Raw genomic sequence first — 15,056 nt, 5'->3', positions numbered from 1 at the left:
CGGCACCCCTCCCGTCAGATACCTACCCTGTGTAGTCCCTTGTAAACTGTACTTTTCCGTAGCCAAAGCATTTTTCATAAACCGTTTCGCCGTGCTGGCGGATCAGCACCTGGGCTCCCGGGCAGAGGCCGTTGTCCCATACGCGGAAAAGATCATCGAGCTGTTTGCTTACATTTGTGTTCATTGGTCGTATCCTTTCAGAAATATCAGTGTTTTAAAATGTGACGGAAGGTATGGAGCCAGTTTTCCCCGGCCAGCTTTGCCAGATGGCTTTCTGTATACCCGTGCTGCCTTAAATGGTCCAGGAAGGCCGGAAGGTCCTCATGGGCTCCGGAGAGGATATCAAAGGGGCGCTCCGGCATCTGGTCCGTGGACGAGGACAGGTCGTCCGCAAAAAATGAGTCGCAGAAATCAAAGCCAAAGGCCACATGGTCCTCTCCCATGATCTCTGTCATATGATCCAGATGGGCGGTCAGTCCGTTCTGGTCGGGGGAAACACCGGGACCGGCGGTCAGGAGACTGCACCCGTTGACTCCCACCGTTCCGCCGCGGCTGGCGATCTCCCGCATCTGGCAGTCGGTCAGGTTCCGGTTGCTGCCGGCAACGGCCCTGGAGTTGGAGTGGGAGGCGATCACCGGGCAGGAGGTGATGGAGAGCACGTCCTCCACCCCTTCGTCGCTTAAATGGCTGAGGTCCAGGATCATATGAAGGTCTTCGGCTTCCTTCACCAGCTCCCGGCCAAACTCCGTAAGGCCGCCTTTTTTCAGGCTGCCGGAAAAGTCGCAGCCGTCAGCCGCAGCGTTTCTGCGGCTCCAGGCCAGGCCCAGTCCACGGACGCCTGCGGCATAAAAGCCGTGGAGCAGGAGGCAGGAGGAAACGGGCTCTGCTCCCTCAAAGGAGAGAAGAAAGCCGATCCGTCCGGTTTCGGCGGCCCGGAGGAAGTCGTCTGCGCTGGTGCAGAGCATGAGAAGGTCCGGGGTCTCCTCGATCTCGCAGTGGAGGGCCGAGATCTGCTCCATGGCCACAGAAAGGGCCCCATAAGGCAGGTACTGGCTGTCCACAAAAATGGAGGCGACGATACCGGTCACGCCGCCCTTCTGGAAGGCGGGATAGTAACGCCTCCGGATGACCTGGCGCTCGCCTTTTTTCCGGCGGGCGGCCACGTCCATGAGAATATCATAATGTCCGTCAATGATGTATTTCATAGTTACAGCTTCCTTAGTATACTAATTGTGAGAAGTAGACGACGATGACCGCCTCTTCCTTTGATCGGTTCATATAGTTGTGCAGGCTGCCGCTGGGAATATAGAAGCTGTCGCCCTCATGGATCGTGTATACGCTGTTGTCCATGTGGAGCTCCATCTCTCCCTTTAAAAGCAGAAGGCTTTCATCGTATGTGCTGTGGGAGATCATGCGCTCTGTGACCCAGTGGCCCGGCTGTACACGGACCATGAGACCGGTGATCTTCGCTTCCCTTCCGTCCGGGAGGCGGGAGGGGGTGAAGATGGAGTAGGAGACATCGATCTCGGGGATCTTCATGGGGATCCGGTTCTCTTTGCGGATCAGAAAGGATTCCCGGGAGCCGCCTTCTCCATCTGCCTGTGCCAGGGGAGCGTCGTCGGATCCGCCCATGATGAGCCAGACCTCAGAGCATTCCAGGCAGGCGGCGATCTTTCTCAGGGCAGAAAGCGACGGAGATTTCAGATTCCGTTCGATCTGGGAGATATGCCCGATGGTATATCCGGTCGCGTCTGCGACCTGTTTCAAAGTCATTCCTTTTTTCTTCCGGGCTTCCCGGATCCGATTTCCATACATGGTTCAGATTTCCCCCTTTCATATGCCGGTCATGGGCTGCTTCTGGCGGCGTCCTCCTGCGGGACCGGGCAGCCGGATAAAGATTCCGGGACCCTTAGCTGGCGGTTCCGGAGAGACTTGTGAGTGCGGAGATCCCGCAGGCCAGTTCCTTCATATCGGCGCAGGTGATCTCCACCTCAGTGCCGCTTAAGCGTCTTACGCCCGGAGTCAGGGCAACGGCATCGGCCATGGCTGTTGATTTAAAATCAATGCCCAGAACGGCCGGAACGGCTGTCTCGTAAAGGGGGAGATTCTTTAAGTCGGATGCCAGGACCTCCTTCACTGCACAGATGGTGTCCTCGCGGAGCTTTCTCTGGGGCTGGAACTTTGCCGCATAGCGGGTAAGGGATTCTTTTGTGGTCACAAATTTTACCCAGGGCATCATTTCCTTATCGATCAGCTGCCTGCGCAGACCGGAATCGCCGATGACCAGTCCCACCGGTACTTTATAGGAGGCGGCAATGGCGGCGTTGGTAACGGTCTCGTTCATATAGGCTCCATTGATCTTCAGGCATGAAACGACCTTTCCATAGAAGCTGTGATCCATATTGGCGCAGATCTCTCCGGGGCCGGCGTGGTATCCGGCAAAGAACGCCACATCATATGTCTCATCCAGACAGGCCACCATATACTGCGGGCGCGGGGAGCCGCTGACCAGGCTGATCCGGTCATCCATCTGGCTCAGTTCATCATAGGAAAGGTTTCTTCCGCTTCCATGGGAATCGGCAATGGTGATCTCCTCAACCTCTCCATTTTTTTCAGAGGCCTGGATCCCTTCAATGATCCAGCGGACCTGGTTATGGAGCGCCCGGCGGAAAGAAACTGTCTCTTCCCGTTCCTGGGACGGAGACGTGATGCCTGCCATACCTTCCATGTCGACAGAAATAAAGATTTTCATGATAATCCTCCTTAAGAATGCGTAGATATATTTTGTAGTGAGATTACTCTATGTTGAAACATTATAAAACTATAATAAAATAAAGTCAATATATTGACAGAATTAACAAAAATAATTATACTATGAGTAATATTATACTGTAAGTTAAAAAATGGAGGCGACTCCGGAACAGCCCTTAAAATATCCAGGGAAAGCAGAGGTAAAAAAATGAAATATAATTTTGACGAGCCCGTGGACAGAAGCCAGAACCGCTCCGCCAAATACGATGAGCGCGTGAAAAATTTTGGTACAGACGATGTGATCCCCTTATGGATCGCAGATATGGATTTTAAGACGGCCCAGCCCATCATCGACGCCTGCAAAAAGAAAGCGGAGGAAGGGATCTGGGGTTATACCTCCCGGCCGGACAGCTATTTTAAGGCGTATGCAGACTGGCAGGAGAGAAGAAACGGCTGGAAGTTTGATCCGTCTCTCTGCAGCTGGAGCCTGGGAGTGGTCCCGGCCCTGGCGGGGATCATCAAGCTGTTTACCCAAAAGGGAGAAAAGGTCTTGATCCAGCCGCCGGTGTACCCGGAATTTTTCGATATCACAGAAAATACCGGAAGGACCCTGGTGCAGAATAACTTCCTGGAGCGGGACGGCGTATGGGAAGTGGACTTTGAAGACTTTGAAAGACAGGCAAAGGACCCGGAGGTGAAGCTTTTCATCCTCTGCAATCCCCACAATCCCCTGGGACGGGTATGGACGAAGGAAGAACTGGAAAGGATGCTTACGATCTGCTTTGAAAACGACGTGCTGGTGGTTTCCGACGAGATCCATTCCGACCTGATCTTCCATGGGAAAAAGCATACGCCGGCGGTCCTTGCCGCACCGGGAGCAGATAAAAAGGTGATCACCTGTATCTCTGTCACAAAGACCTTTAACCTGGCCGGCCTCCAGGCGTCCACCACCGTGTTCCCGTGTCTGGAAATGAAGAAGAAGTTCGATTCCTACTGGGGCGGCATGGACATCCACCGGAACAACGCCTTCAGCTCCGTGGCCATGGAAGCGGCCTTAAATGAGGGCGAGGAGTGGCTGGAGCAGCTTCTGGAATACATATCCGGAAATCTGGATTATATTAAGGAATATTTTGACACAAGGATCCCGCTGATCCGGGCCAATATCCCCGACGCCACCTACCTGGTGTGGCTGGACTGCCGGAAGCTCAATATGACAGACCAGGAGCTTAAGGAGTTTATGATCAGAAAGGCCGGTCTGGGACTGAATCCGGGCTCTGATTTCACAAGGGCCCTGAGCGGATTTATGCGGTTAAACGCAGCGTGTCCAAGGGCCACTCTGGAAAAGGCCCTGGGGCAGCTGGAACGGGCCGTCAATGAGCTGGCTCATTAAGGGAGGAAACATCATGCATGAACTTACAAAACTGATCAAAGACGATATGCGTCCGGCCCTGGGAGTTACAGAGCCGGGGGCCATTGCATACGCAGTCTCCAGAGCCAGATCCTATCTTACGGGAGAGCTTAAGGAGGTCCGGCTCTTATTAAACAGCGGCATGTATAAGAATGCCTACACCTGCGGGATCCCCAACAGCCTGTTTTTCGGAAATGAATATGCGGCTGCCCTGGGAGCCGTGGCCGGGAGACCGGAAAAGGAGCTGGAGAGCCTGGCCGATGTGACAGAAGCGGACAATGCGGCGGCAGAGGCCCTGGTGAAGGCCGGAAGGATCCATGTGGAAATGAACGGGATCACCAGCCGGATCTTCATTGAGGCCCAGGTAAAGACCGCAGACGGCGAAGCCATGGTGCGGATCCGGGACTCCCATACCAATGTGGTACGGATCGAAGCAAACGGAAAAACCATCCTGGACCGGGAGGAGCCCCAGGCGGCAGAGGCCGCAGAGGAAACGCCTCTGATCCATAATTATACCCTGAGGCAGATCTATGAATATGCGAAAACGGTCCCGGCAGAAGAGATCTCCTTCATAAAGGCCGCCTATGACATGAACTACGCCCTGTTTGAAGAGGGCTTAAAGAACGAAAGGACCACCTATGCCCGTCATCTCCTGAAAAAGAACGGCGGACAGATCCTTTCCTCCGATGAGCAGAAAACGGCATCCCTTCTCTGCAATGCCGCCATCGAGGCCCGTGTCATCGGACTGGACCGGCCGGCCATGAGCATCACCGGCTCCGGGGCCCACGGGATCATCGCCACCATGCCCCTTTACGGCGTATGTAAGATCCGGGGGCTGGAGGATGAGGCATTGTACCGGGCCACGGCGCTTAGTTATCTGATCTGTATGTATATTAAGGAATATTCCGGCAAATTATCGGCCTTCTGCGGCTGCGGGATCGCGGCTGGAACGGGAATGGCCTGCGCCCTGGTCTATCTGTGGGGCGGCGACGATCAGATGATGGCAAAGACCATCAACAACATGGCCAGCAGCATCACCGGAATGATCTGCCACGGCGGGAATAAGGGCTGTACCATGAAGGGCGTTGTGGCTGTGGACGCGGCGTTCCAGTCCGCAGAGCTGGGAATGAACGGGATCTTCATCGACGATATCCATGGCATCAACGGCAGTACGCCGGAGGAGACCATGCGCCATATGGGTGAGATCGCCTCGCCGGGCATGACGGGAACAGAGAAGACCATCGTGGATATCCTGCAGGAAAAGGGCCGGGCGTAAGGGCCAGACCCTGGCCCGCTGCCCGCGAAAATAAAAAGCGCATCACCTGGAGATCTCCTCCGGATGATGCGCTGTCTTTTATTATGCGTTCTTTTTCTGATCGTCCTTTTTCTTTCTGAACCGGTCTAAGAATTTCTTCTTCTCCGGCAGAGGCGGGATCCCGCCGCGGACGCTTTTGATCTCTGTTATGTACATACCGCTGATCACGACCTTGGCCTCGGTCTTTAAGGGAAGCTGTAAAAATACCTTTTCATCGGCGATCATGGTCATGATCCTGGGACCGATCTTAGCTTTTACCACCGGGATCTTGGCGCGCTTGGCGTACCAGGGCGTCTGCTCATAAACGATGGCCGGAAGTCCGGCTTCCTTCAGCTTCAGTTTCTTTTTGTCAATGGCCATAAGCGTTACCACCTGCTTGGCGGCGTCGATGGTGGCCTGGGCCTCAACCTGACGTTTCTCCAGCTTTCGTCCAAAGTAGTACAGAACACCGAGCACGATGGCTGCAATGATGAGGACTACGAAAAGGACGTTCATTACGATGCTCCAGTTCATGGGTATACCTCCAGTTGTCTTCACGTTCGCCCTCTTTGCAGGGCATTGCTTGTATAAGTATAGCATTCCTTACATAAAAGTGCAAGGAGATTTTCCGTCTCCGGCAGCCCTCCGGCTCCTGCCCCAGGGGCTTTTTTTGCGGCTTTTTTGCGGCCTTAAAGTCCGAAAAGAATTGACGGTATTTGCAAATAATGGTAAAATATAGATATTCAGAACAAATGGTGCGAATTTTTCAAGGAAAGGTGACACGACTATGGGAAAACAGACAGTATGGGAGGAAATTGACAAAAAATCGGCGGAGATCCTGGAGGCCAGCGACCAGATCTGGGGATGTGCAGAGACTGCTTTTACAGAGCATCAGTCCATGAAGGTCCTTTGCGAGCTGCTGAGAAAAGAGGGCTTTCAGGTGGAAGAGGGACTGGCAGGCGTGGAAACGGCCTTTAAGGGTACCTTTGGTTCCGGGAAACCGGTGATCGGCTTCCTGGGAGAGTTTGACGCATTATCGGGTCTGGACCAGGAAGCAGGGGCCACGGAAAAGAAGCAGCTCCATGCAGGCGCTCCGGGCCATGGCTGCGGCCACAACATGCTGGGTGCGGCTTCTCTGTCTGCGGCCTTAGGGCTTAAGAGATATCTGGAGGAGACAAAAAAATCCGGTACAGTGGTCTATTTTGGCTGTCCCGGCGAGGAAGGCGGCTCCGGCAAGGCGTTTATGGCCAAGGGCGGCGCGTTTTCCGGCCTTGACGCGGCCATTACCTGGCATCCCGGCGATCTGACCCGGGCCGATACAGGAAGCTCCCTGGCAAACTACCAGGTGGCCTATAAATTCTATGGTACCAGCGCCCATGCAGGCGGAGCCCCTCATCTGGGAAGGAGCGCCCTGGATGCTCTGGAGTTAATGAACATGGGCGTTCAGTTCCTCCGGGAGCATGTGGTCCCCGAGGCCAGGATCCATTACGCCATCACAAACACCGGCGGCTATTCCCCCAATGTGGTGCAGCCCTATGCAGAGGTGCTTTATCTGATCCGTGCGCCGAAGAATAAACAGGTGGAGGAGATCTACCGCCGTGTCAATAAGATCGCGGAAGGCGCGGCCCATATGACAGAGACTCGGGTGGAGATCGATTTTGTGAAGGGCTGCTCCAACCTGGTGAGCAACAAGGTGATCGCAAAGAAGCTGTGGGAAAACCTCACGGAGCTTGGCGCGCCGGAGTATACAAAGGAAGAAATGGAGCTGGCCCAGGCCATCCACGACAGCGTGGGAGAAAGCTGCTATGAGTCCATTGAAAAGGTGGCGAAGACCTGCGATAAGGAGACGAAAAAAGAGGTGCTGGCCCACAGAGGCGAGGCCATGTACCGGTTCGTGGCACCCTTTGATCCGGTGGGGATCATGTCCTTTGGCTCCACCGATGTGGGCGATGTGAGCTGGAACTGCCCAACCGCCCAGGCATATGTGGCCACATGGGCGGCAGGAACGCCGGGCCATTCCTGGCAGGTGGTCTCCCAGGGCAAGAGCGGACTGGCCCATAAGGGACTGATCTACGCGGCCAAGGCTATGGCGGGAGCCGCTGTGGATCTGATCGAGGACCCGGAGATCATCAAAGAGGCATGGGCTGAGATGGAGGAGACGCTGGAGGGAGATACCTATCACTGCCCGATCCCGGACGGATGCAGGCCCAGGGCCATCGGAATGACAAAATAAAACGCGGACTATATCACGGACGCCGGAGGGGCGCTGCTGGATCATCTGTATGGATGACCGGGCAGCGCCCCTTTTCACATCTACAATTCCATCTGCTCCGGAAATGCTTCCTTCCTTAAAAGCCCCCACATCCGGTCAATATAGGAGAGGGTGTAAAAGTTTTCATAGTAATGGTAATAAAAGGCTCCCTTCAGGGTCATGGAGTAGACCCCGTCCTTTTCTTCGGCAAATCCCAGCAGCCTTGCAAGGCGCAGCTCCAGCCCGTACATTTTCTTTAAGGGAACGCCGAAAAAGGCTTCAAAGTCCCGGGGATCCACGCGGGTGCTGTAAGCGGTCCAGAACAGGTAGTAGATCATCCGCTGGCGGGGCGTAAACCGGAGGGTCAGGGCTGTGGGCAGCCTTTTCTGGTCTATGCGCCGGATATATTCCTCCACAGAAAAGGTGTTGATCTTAAACTGGTCCCTTAAGAGCGTGGCGGCGGAGCAGCCGAACCCTAAGAAGTTATCCCTGGTCATGGAGGAGTAGGAAGCATGCTTCTCCCTGGCAAAGGTCCAGATGGAGCTTCTGGTACAGCCGGTCTCCAGGCAGTACCGGGTGATCTGGTCCAGAAGCCGCCGCTTTTCCTTTTTTCCCATGGACGGAAGGACGCTGTCGGTGAAGGTGAAATCAATGAACGGATAGAGGGCCACATGGTTGGCCCCGGCTTCAAAGGCAGCATCCACGTCGGCCTTCAGATCCCCAAAGGTCTGGGATGGAAGGGCAAAGATGAAATCCATGGACACCGTTTCAAAGGGGACCTGGGAGAGGGCGGCTTTTAGCGAGTCCATGTCCGCGCCGGTCCGGCCCAGGAGCTTCTGAAACTTTTCCTGGAAGGACTGGATCCCGATGCTGAGCTTTGTGATCCCGGCCTCTTTTAAGATATGGAGGGTCCGGGGCGTTACATTTTCCGGATGGAGTTCGATCCCGATGCCCTGGGTAATGATAAAATGCTCCTGGATGGCGTCGATGATCTCCTTTATGCGGTCCGCCGCCAGGGCCGGAGTGCCGCCGCCGAAGTACAGGCTGGTGACGGTCTTTTTTCCGGGAATTTGGCTTCCTGCCAGGTGGATCTCCCGGATCAGGGCGTCGATGTACCGGCTGCATGCTTCCTCGGAGTAGAGGGTCTTGCAGTAGGGACAGAAGCTGCAGATGCTCCGGCAGAAGGGGATATGGACGTACAGCCCCAGGCCGTCACAGTCAGAAAAGGGCAGCTCCTGATCGTATTCGTTTTTAAAAAGGAAGGGCTTTGTGGAACGGGTCAGCCACATCCGTGTCAGCTCTGTGATCATATGTATACAGCTCCTAAATATATTTCAGATACGTTTTCAGCATATCCAGGACGATCCGGGGCTTTCCCTGGAAGATCAGGGTGTATTCTGCCACAAAGAAATAGCCGCACTGGCTGCACAGGTCCGGGACAGAGATGCAGCGGCCGCAGGTGGAGAGGGTCCCGTTTTCCATGACCACGCACTGGCGGCAGGGGGTGGGGAAGCTTCCGTCGATCAGATAGGGAAAGGCGCTTTTTAAGTTGAAGACCGGGACGCCCTCCTCCATCATTTCCTCGATGACGCGGCAGCAGGAGGCCTTTTCCTCCCGGGACAGGGACAGCTCCCTGGTGTCGGGATAGGGGGTATGGAAATTAAAGGAAACGGCCCGCACATTTTTCGTATCCCTGGCGGTCCGGCACACATGGCGGACGGCGTCCTTATTGATCTGGTTGATGGCCATGTAAAAGCAGATGTTGCCAGAGGAAGCGTTTTTGATGTTTTCCATGATGAGGTCATAGGTGTCTCCCCGGACGGCGTTGTGACGATCCCGGTCCCCGTCCAGGCTCAGAAGGATCAGATCGGCCTCCGGGAGATCCAGGGGAAAGGTTCCGTTGGTGACCACGTTGACGATGAGAAAGCCCATGCGCTTTGCCTCGATCACCAGGTCCCGGAGGGTGATGTCCCCGTCCCTCCATAAAAAGGTCTCCCCTCCGCAGAAAAAGAGGATACGGATCCCCATGGAGTAAAGCTGTTCCATCTCCCGGCGGATCTGGGTGTAAGGATAGAGGACAGAGGTGATATTGTTGACAGAGCAGTGCTTACAGTGCAGGTTGCACCGGTCCGTCACGATGATGGTGCCAAGAATGGGATCGCTTTTTTTAAAGAGGATCGTCTTTAAGCCAAAGGCGGCCAGGGGGAGGAAGGAGGAAATCTTCATGGGGGAACATCCTTTCTTTTGAGAAGAGATTTTCATTTTAAACCATTGTATCATATCTGATCTTCTGGTTCCATAGAGAAAGATCCACTTTGTTCCTGGAAAGAACAAATGGGGAGCGGTTTTTCTCCGGCGGCATCATGGGGGAACAGGCCTGTACCGGCTTAAAGAGGTATGCAGCAGGTTGTCAGGGCGTAAGACTGATAAATAGCGGCATAGATCCAAAGGGTAAGATATGGTTGTGCGGGACTGTATCCTGGGTTATACTGATGAGACAAGAGATTTTCAGTAAGGAGGACTGACATGGCAGTATATTTTTACGGCTGTATTACATTGGATGGATATATGGCTGCAAAAGGGCATGGCCTGGACTGGCTTTATGATACAGGAAGTCCGGAGGAGACCAGCTATGACGAATTTTACAGCCATATGGATGTGACCTTGATGGGGCGCCGGACGTTCCAGGAGATCGAAAAAACAGGGGATCCAGCCTCTGTTTATCCCACCACAGAAAATTATGTCTTTACCCACAGAGAGCTTTCCTGTCCGGGATTTACGGCAGTCAGCGGGGATCCGGCGGAGTTCGTAAAGAAACTGGGACAGGACCGCAGCATCTGGGTGGTGGGCGGAAATACCATTCTTGCCCCTTTGCTGGATCAGGATATGGTGGACTGTCTCATTATCCAGGTGGCCCCGGTACTGCTGGGCGAGGGGATCCCTCTGTTTACGCAGAAGGAAGTCCTGCGCCGGTTCCGGCTGGAAACCGTCCGGCAGTACGGGCAGTTTGCGGAGCTGGTGTATGGCCGGAGATAACCGGGGCCGTTCATCTCCAACTGTTTTCTTTGCGTTGCACAGCAGAGAAGGACATGCTATACTAACCGCGGAGCGTCTGGCATGACAGACAGACTTTTTGCATACATGGCGGAAAGCCGGACGTCTGCCGGATGATCATTAAGAGAACAGGATGGATAAGAGTATGAAGTTCAGAAGAAAACTTGCGGCGTTTACGGCCGCCTGCGTCCTTGGGACCGCATCATTTACGGGAATGGAAGCAGAGGCGGCAGAAATTCCGGAATACATGAGATCTGTGACGTATTTCGGAGACGAATGGCCCATTAACTACTGGAACAGCGAAGACAAAAACATGGAAGAAAATATGGCGCGGATCGCTGCCGACGGCTTCAACAGCCTGATCCTGGTGATCCCGTGGCGGGAATTCCAGCCCAGCGAGGTGGGAAGCTATTTCAATGAAAGGGCCTTTGCCCGCCTGGACCAGGTGATGGACTGTGCGGAGCGCCATGGCCTGGGAGTGGTCCTGCGGCTGGGATACGTATGGGATTACCTGGGGGCGACCGAGACGCCGAAGCGGTTTGCGGCCATCACAAAGGACGATGGTCCGGAGCGGAAGCTGTGGCTGGAATACAGCAAAAAGGTGTATGAAACGGCGGCGGCCCATGAAAACTTCTGGGGCGGCTTCATTACCTGGGAGGATTTCTGGAACTATACGGAAAATATGGGCCGCGACATGGCCATGTCCAGCCGGATCCGTATGGCAAAGGACTGTGGCTACCAGGCGTACCTGGAGGAAAATTACACTCTGGACCAGGTAAGGGGATTTTACGGCCCGAAGCTGGAGACGTTTGAACAGGTATATATCCCATATAAGGACCATCCCTCCGCGGAGCTTTTTTATGAATTTTATGACCATTTCCTCACAGAGCTGACGACGGAGACCCAGGCCGTGTTCCCGGGGCTGTCCCTGGAGATCCGGGCAGACGGGGACATCGTGTATGACGGGATGGGAGGAAAGAAATATTATTCCCACAGTGCCACCTACCCCTGTCCGGGGGCTGATTATGCGGCCCTCATGTACAGCGTGTCCATGGGACAGGTGAATACAGGAAATAAGATCCCTGCCTCCACGGCCCTGGAGGCCATGACCAGGAATCTGGACAGTATTTACGCGGCGGCCGGGAAGCCGCTTTACATCGAGCAGCTTTTGTATATGGATTCCACTGAGGCCTTCTCCCATAATACCCAGGTGGAGGATGAACAGGTGGGAGAGTTTGTCAGGAACCTGGCCCCAGTGCTTTCTGGACGGACCAATGGATACGGGCTATGGGTATACAGGAATTACGTGAATAATGCCGTTTATAACAGCCAGTTTGCCCTGGACCAGGAGGGCTGGAGCTTTTCTGGAGACAGCCGGATCGAGGAGCGGAACGGCTCCAGGGCGGCAGTCATCGGGAAAAAGGGCTCCATTTCCCAGGATCTGGACGGCCGGATCCCCGGAAGCAGCCGGATCCATGTGGAATTTTACGCAGAAGCAGAAAACGGCGGAGCCAGTGTGACGGTACAGCTGGGCGGCGACGAGCAGACGATCCATGTGGGCGAGGGGAAAACGTACCGGATGGAGTTTGCATCCCTTCCCAGATACACGTTTTCCATCACCGCAGAACGGCGGATCCATGTGGACGATATCCGGGTCTATACCTATGAGCAGAACGGCCGGATCTATGAGCGGGACGGAAGCGCGGGAGATCTGGCCGGGGATTTCCGGACACTCAATGGAGAGCTGGCCGCAGAATAGGAGATGGAAGAGGAATGGAGCTGACAGGAGAGAAAAAGGACTGGGGACGTGGGATGGCGGAGGCGTTTTCCATGGTTAAGGATCAGGCGCCTCTGGTACACATGATCGCCAACTATGTGACGGCCTCCTTCTGTGCCGACGCCATGGCGGCCATGGGGGCCAGACCGCTCATGGCCCAGGCCCCGGAGGAGATGGAGGAGATCACCGGATCGGCGGACGGACTGGCAGTGAACCTGGGCCAGCCGTCGGAAGAAAAATATCTGGCCTGTGAGCGGGCGCTTCAGACCGCCGGAAATCTGGGGCTCCCAGCGGTCCTGGACCCGGTGGGAGCCGGGGCGTCCGGATACCGGAAAAAAGCGTCGGCCAGTCTGTGCGCGGCTTCATGGCCTGGGAGGGCCTGGTCCGGAGTGCTGAAGGGAAACAGCTCAGAGATCCACACGGTGCTCACCGGAGCCGCCGCCCACAGCGGAGTGGACAGTGTGGGGACGTTTTCCCATCTGGAAGAGGAGGCCGCGTTTTTAAGGGATATGAGGGAGAAGGGCCGGAAAATGGTGATCCTGGAGACTGGAGCGGTGGATAAGCTCTGCTGGATCTCAGAGAGCGGTGGAAAAGACCGGATCTTCCGGGCTGCCTTCGGCCATGAAAAGAGCCGCCGGGTGAACCTGGTGGGCACGGGCTGCGTCACAGGAGCCGTCCTGGGAGCCCTTCTGGCAGCGGAGCATAAAAAAACGGGAGCCATGCCGGGAACGGACCGGATGGCCCTTCTGGCGGCCTCGGCGGTATCCATGGTCTCTTTTTGCTGCGAGGCCATTGGGGACGGAGGGTATGGAACACATAAATGGAAGCTTCTGGACGCTCTCAGCCAGCCGGATCTGGATTTATATGAGGCGTACATAGGGAGAAATATGAAATGGATATGTTAGAGATCATGAAAAAGGAAGAGGCATACTGCTCAGACCACAGGGACATGCCGGGAGAGCTTCAGAAAAAGGCAAAAATGCTGTGCTGGAGGTACAATCAGACCAGTCCGGAGGAGGGGGATGCGCGGGCAGAGATCCTGCGGGAGCTTCTGGGAACGTGCCACCCTCTGACGTTCATCGAACCGTCCTTCCGCTGTGATTATGGCTTCAACATCCACACCCACGGGCTGACGGTGATCAATTATAACTGCGTGATCCTGGACACATCTCCGGTCCATATCGGGGAAAACGCGTTTATTGCGCCGGGCGTCTGCATTGCCTGCTCCGGCCATTCCAAAGACGCGGCCCAGCGGGCGGCCGGGATCGGTACGTCAGCGCCGGTCACCATTGGCCGTGACGTCTGGATCGGAGCCAATTCCACTGTCTGCGGCGGCGTTTCCATCGGGGACGGGACCATCATCGGGGCTGGAAGCGTGGTCACGAAGGATATCCCATCCGGGGTGATCGCTGCGGGCAATCCCTGCCGGGTGCTCCGCAGGGTGACGGAGGAGGACAGGTGCAGGATAACGGGGGAAGAGAGGGAATGATCTTAGAATTAAAGATACCACGCCAAATATGGCGCTCCCACGCTTATACATAACTGCAAAAGATAGAAAGGTCCGGTGTAAGTCATAGCTGCTGCATTGTGCCTTTTTCTTTCTCACATTGTTTCACTTGCTGATAGATAAAGGCATCCAGACTTCTGATCGGACTGAAGAAGTACAGATTGGCAACGATTCATAAGAGAACAGCGTGAGACGGATATTCAGCTTTCGATTGCGGAGAAAAGTATCAGCATATCCGGTGGACTCGCTCTTTATTTTTGACAAAGCACTTGGTTATTGAGCGTTTACCAATTATCCATTTACCTTCAAAAGAATAGAGGTCACTTCGGGCCGCATTGACCCGTAGTGACCGCTATTTTAAAGGTATTTAGAATTGCTTTTGATAATATAACTAAGTAATATTTTATTGCAGTACAATATTATTGAGCACATCTTCAATATATGTATCATACCCCTTTTCTATATCAATTACAACCAGTTTCTTGTTAATTATCATTGCATAACAATCAAACCAATCATATTCTGAACCCGGGCAATAATATGCTGAAATCCCTGAGATATTAACTTCTGTAAAAATACCGGGATTGCTGTCTACTACATAAGCCAGTTGTTCAGCTCCTTCACTTGTTTTAAATGTAGACAAATCCACTTTAAATGTATCGTCGTTCACATCGCATTCATAGATTATTGATATATAACTTTGTGAGTCAGAAACATTTTTATCTATAGCATTAAATGTAGTGGCATTTGAGTTAGCTGCATTTGAATTAGTGGCAACATTATTGTATGGTTGTTTAGAGTCCATCATAAAAACAGTAGCATTACTATTTTGTAAAAAGTCTTCTATCGAATCATATTCTGTATTTGCTATAGATTCAGCGATAGTTTCAATTTCATTTTCTTGAGTTATTTCAGAAGGTTCCTGAACGGTATGATCTTTACACCCTGATAAAGTTAAACTCATTGCTACTGCAATAACTATGATAAATTTTTTCATATCTATCCCTCCCTCGC

Annotated in this window: 15 protein-coding genes; 7 read left to right on the top strand and 8 right to left on the bottom strand. The window is 53.9% G+C overall.

The window, feature by feature from the left end:
* Nucleotides 1-22: 22 nt before the first annotated feature.
* The 4 genes from WIH05_RS02745 to WIH05_RS02730 form a co-directional block, all read right to left on the bottom strand.
* Nucleotides 23-184 (bottom strand): hypothetical protein, encoded by a 162-nt coding sequence (locus WIH05_RS02745; RefSeq protein ID WP_337424936.1) that lies wholly within the window; start codon nt 182-184, stop codon nt 23-25.
* Between the two features lie 22 nt (nt 185-206).
* Complete coding sequence (locus tag WIH05_RS02740) at nt 207-1,205, bottom strand: membrane dipeptidase (RefSeq protein WP_022274505.1); 999 nt, start codon at nt 1,203-1,205, stop codon at nt 207-209.
* Nucleotides 1,206-1,218: 13 nt separating this feature from the next.
* Nucleotides 1,219-1,815, bottom strand: a complete 597-nt coding sequence (locus tag WIH05_RS02735; RefSeq protein ID WP_022274506.1) for an XRE family transcriptional regulator — start codon at nt 1,813-1,815, stop codon at nt 1,219-1,221.
* 94 nt (nt 1,816-1,909) lie between these two features.
* Nucleotides 1,910-2,752, bottom strand: coding sequence for a M55 family metallopeptidase (locus tag WIH05_RS02730; RefSeq protein WP_022274507.1), 843 nt, complete (start codon nt 2,750-2,752; stop codon nt 1,910-1,912).
* 207 nt (nt 2,753-2,959) lie between these two features.
* Between WIH05_RS02730 and WIH05_RS02725 the strand changes: the two genes are divergently transcribed.
* Together WIH05_RS02725 and WIH05_RS02720 are read left to right on the top strand one after the other, a co-directional pair.
* Entirely contained in the window at nt 2,960-4,141 is a 1,182-nt protein-coding gene (locus WIH05_RS02725) for a MalY/PatB family protein (protein ID WP_022274508.1), read from the top strand.
* Between the two features lie 13 nt (nt 4,142-4,154).
* Nucleotides 4,155-5,435: an L-serine ammonia-lyase, iron-sulfur-dependent, subunit alpha gene (locus tag WIH05_RS02720; protein WP_022274509.1), complete on the top strand. Its 1,281-nt coding sequence runs from the start codon at nt 4,155-4,157 to the stop codon at nt 5,433-5,435.
* Between the two features lie 81 nt (nt 5,436-5,516).
* Here WIH05_RS02720 and WIH05_RS02715 read toward each other — a convergent pair whose 3' ends face one another.
* Nucleotides 5,517-5,987 (bottom strand): hypothetical protein, encoded by a 471-nt coding sequence (locus tag WIH05_RS02715; RefSeq protein ID WP_158358322.1) that lies wholly within the window; start codon nt 5,985-5,987, stop codon nt 5,517-5,519.
* Between the two features lie 253 nt (nt 5,988-6,240).
* Between WIH05_RS02715 and WIH05_RS02710 the strand changes: the two genes are divergently transcribed.
* The gene (locus WIH05_RS02710) at nt 6,241-7,686 is read left to right on the top strand and encodes a M20 family metallopeptidase (RefSeq protein ID WP_022274510.1); all 1,446 of its coding nucleotides are present in this window, start codon (nt 6,241-6,243) and stop codon (nt 7,684-7,686) included.
* Nucleotides 7,687-7,766: 80 nt separating this feature from the next.
* Here WIH05_RS02710 and WIH05_RS02705 read toward each other — a convergent pair whose 3' ends face one another.
* The gene (locus tag WIH05_RS02705) at nt 7,767-9,020 is read right to left on the bottom strand and encodes a radical SAM protein (protein ID WP_337424937.1); all 1,254 of its coding nucleotides are present in this window, start codon (nt 9,018-9,020) and stop codon (nt 7,767-7,769) included.
* Between the two features lie 7 nt (nt 9,021-9,027).
* The gene (locus WIH05_RS02700) at nt 9,028-9,930 is read right to left on the bottom strand and encodes a radical SAM protein (RefSeq protein ID WP_337424935.1); all 903 of its coding nucleotides are present in this window, start codon (nt 9,928-9,930) and stop codon (nt 9,028-9,030) included.
* Between the two features lie 300 nt (nt 9,931-10,230).
* Here WIH05_RS02700 and WIH05_RS02695 point away from each other — a divergent pair, with 300 nt between their 5' ends.
* From WIH05_RS02695 to WIH05_RS02680, 4 genes are all read left to right on the top strand, one after another.
* Nucleotides 10,231-10,740 (top strand): dihydrofolate reductase family protein, encoded by a 510-nt coding sequence (locus WIH05_RS02695; RefSeq protein ID WP_022274513.1) that lies wholly within the window; start codon nt 10,231-10,233, stop codon nt 10,738-10,740.
* Between the two features lie 163 nt (nt 10,741-10,903).
* Complete coding sequence (locus WIH05_RS02690) at nt 10,904-12,517, top strand: hypothetical protein (RefSeq protein ID WP_022274514.1); 1,614 nt, start codon at nt 10,904-10,906, stop codon at nt 12,515-12,517.
* Nucleotides 12,518-12,531: 14 nt separating this feature from the next.
* A complete protein-coding gene (locus WIH05_RS02685; RefSeq protein ID WP_337424934.1) occupies nt 12,532-13,440 on the top strand; it encodes a hydroxyethylthiazole kinase in 909 nt (302 codons plus the stop codon).
* The gene (locus WIH05_RS02680) at nt 13,428-14,024 is read left to right on the top strand and encodes a sugar O-acetyltransferase (protein WP_022272218.1); all 597 of its coding nucleotides are present in this window, start codon (nt 13,428-13,430) and stop codon (nt 14,022-14,024) included. The genes WIH05_RS02685 and WIH05_RS02680 overlap by 13 nt, the downstream gene beginning before the upstream one ends.
* A 421-nt stretch (nt 14,025-14,445) precedes the next feature.
* Here WIH05_RS02680 and WIH05_RS02675 read toward each other — a convergent pair whose 3' ends face one another.
* Nucleotides 14,446-15,039 (bottom strand): hypothetical protein, encoded by a 594-nt coding sequence (locus WIH05_RS02675; protein ID WP_022272217.1) that lies wholly within the window; start codon nt 15,037-15,039, stop codon nt 14,446-14,448.
* Nucleotides 15,040-15,056: the final 17 nt, after the last annotated feature.

Origin of the sequence: Alitiscatomonas sp. (genome assembly GCF_037242085.1) — a bacterium.
Lineage (GTDB): Bacteria > Bacillota > Clostridia > Lachnospirales > Lachnospiraceae > Alitiscatomonas > Alitiscatomonas aceti.
This window is presented reverse-complemented; position numbering and strand designations above follow the sequence as displayed.

Coding starts and splice junctions, on each gene's coding strand:
- WIH05_RS02720 (WP_022274509.1), top strand. CDS start 4,155: ATGCATGAACTTACAAAACTGATCAAAGACGATATGCGTCCGGCCCTG.
- WIH05_RS02695 (WP_022274513.1), top strand. CDS start 10,231: ATGGCAGTATATTTTTACGGCTGTATTACATTGGATGGATATATGGCT.
- WIH05_RS02680 (WP_022272218.1), top strand. CDS start 13,428: ATGGATATGTTAGAGATCATGAAAAAGGAAGAGGCATACTGCTCAGAC.
- WIH05_RS02730 (WP_022274507.1), bottom strand. CDS start 2,752: ATGAAAATCTTTATTTCTGTCGACATGGAAGGTATGGCAGGCATCACG.
- WIH05_RS02710 (WP_022274510.1), top strand. CDS start 6,241: ATGGGAAAACAGACAGTATGGGAGGAAATTGACAAAAAATCGGCGGAG.
- WIH05_RS02685 (WP_337424934.1), top strand. CDS start 12,532: ATGGAGCTGACAGGAGAGAAAAAGGACTGGGGACGTGGGATGGCGGAG.
- WIH05_RS02690 (WP_022274514.1), top strand. CDS start 10,904: ATGAAGTTCAGAAGAAAACTTGCGGCGTTTACGGCCGCCTGCGTCCTT.
- WIH05_RS02725 (WP_022274508.1), top strand. CDS start 2,960: ATGAAATATAATTTTGACGAGCCCGTGGACAGAAGCCAGAACCGCTCC.
- WIH05_RS02715 (WP_158358322.1), bottom strand. CDS start 5,987: ATGAACTGGAGCATCGTAATGAACGTCCTTTTCGTAGTCCTCATCATT.
- WIH05_RS02735 (WP_022274506.1), bottom strand. CDS start 1,815: ATGTATGGAAATCGGATCCGGGAAGCCCGGAAGAAAAAAGGAATGACT.
- WIH05_RS02745 (WP_337424936.1), bottom strand. CDS start 184: ATGAACACAAATGTAAGCAAACAGCTCGATGATCTTTTCCGCGTATGG.
- WIH05_RS02740 (WP_022274505.1), bottom strand. CDS start 1,205: ATGAAATACATCATTGACGGACATTATGATATTCTCATGGACGTGGCC.
- WIH05_RS02675 (WP_022272217.1), bottom strand. CDS start 15,039: ATGAAAAAATTTATCATAGTTATTGCAGTAGCAATGAGTTTAACTTTA.
- WIH05_RS02700 (WP_337424935.1), bottom strand. CDS start 9,930: ATGAAGATTTCCTCCTTCCTCCCCCTGGCCGCCTTTGGCTTAAAGACG.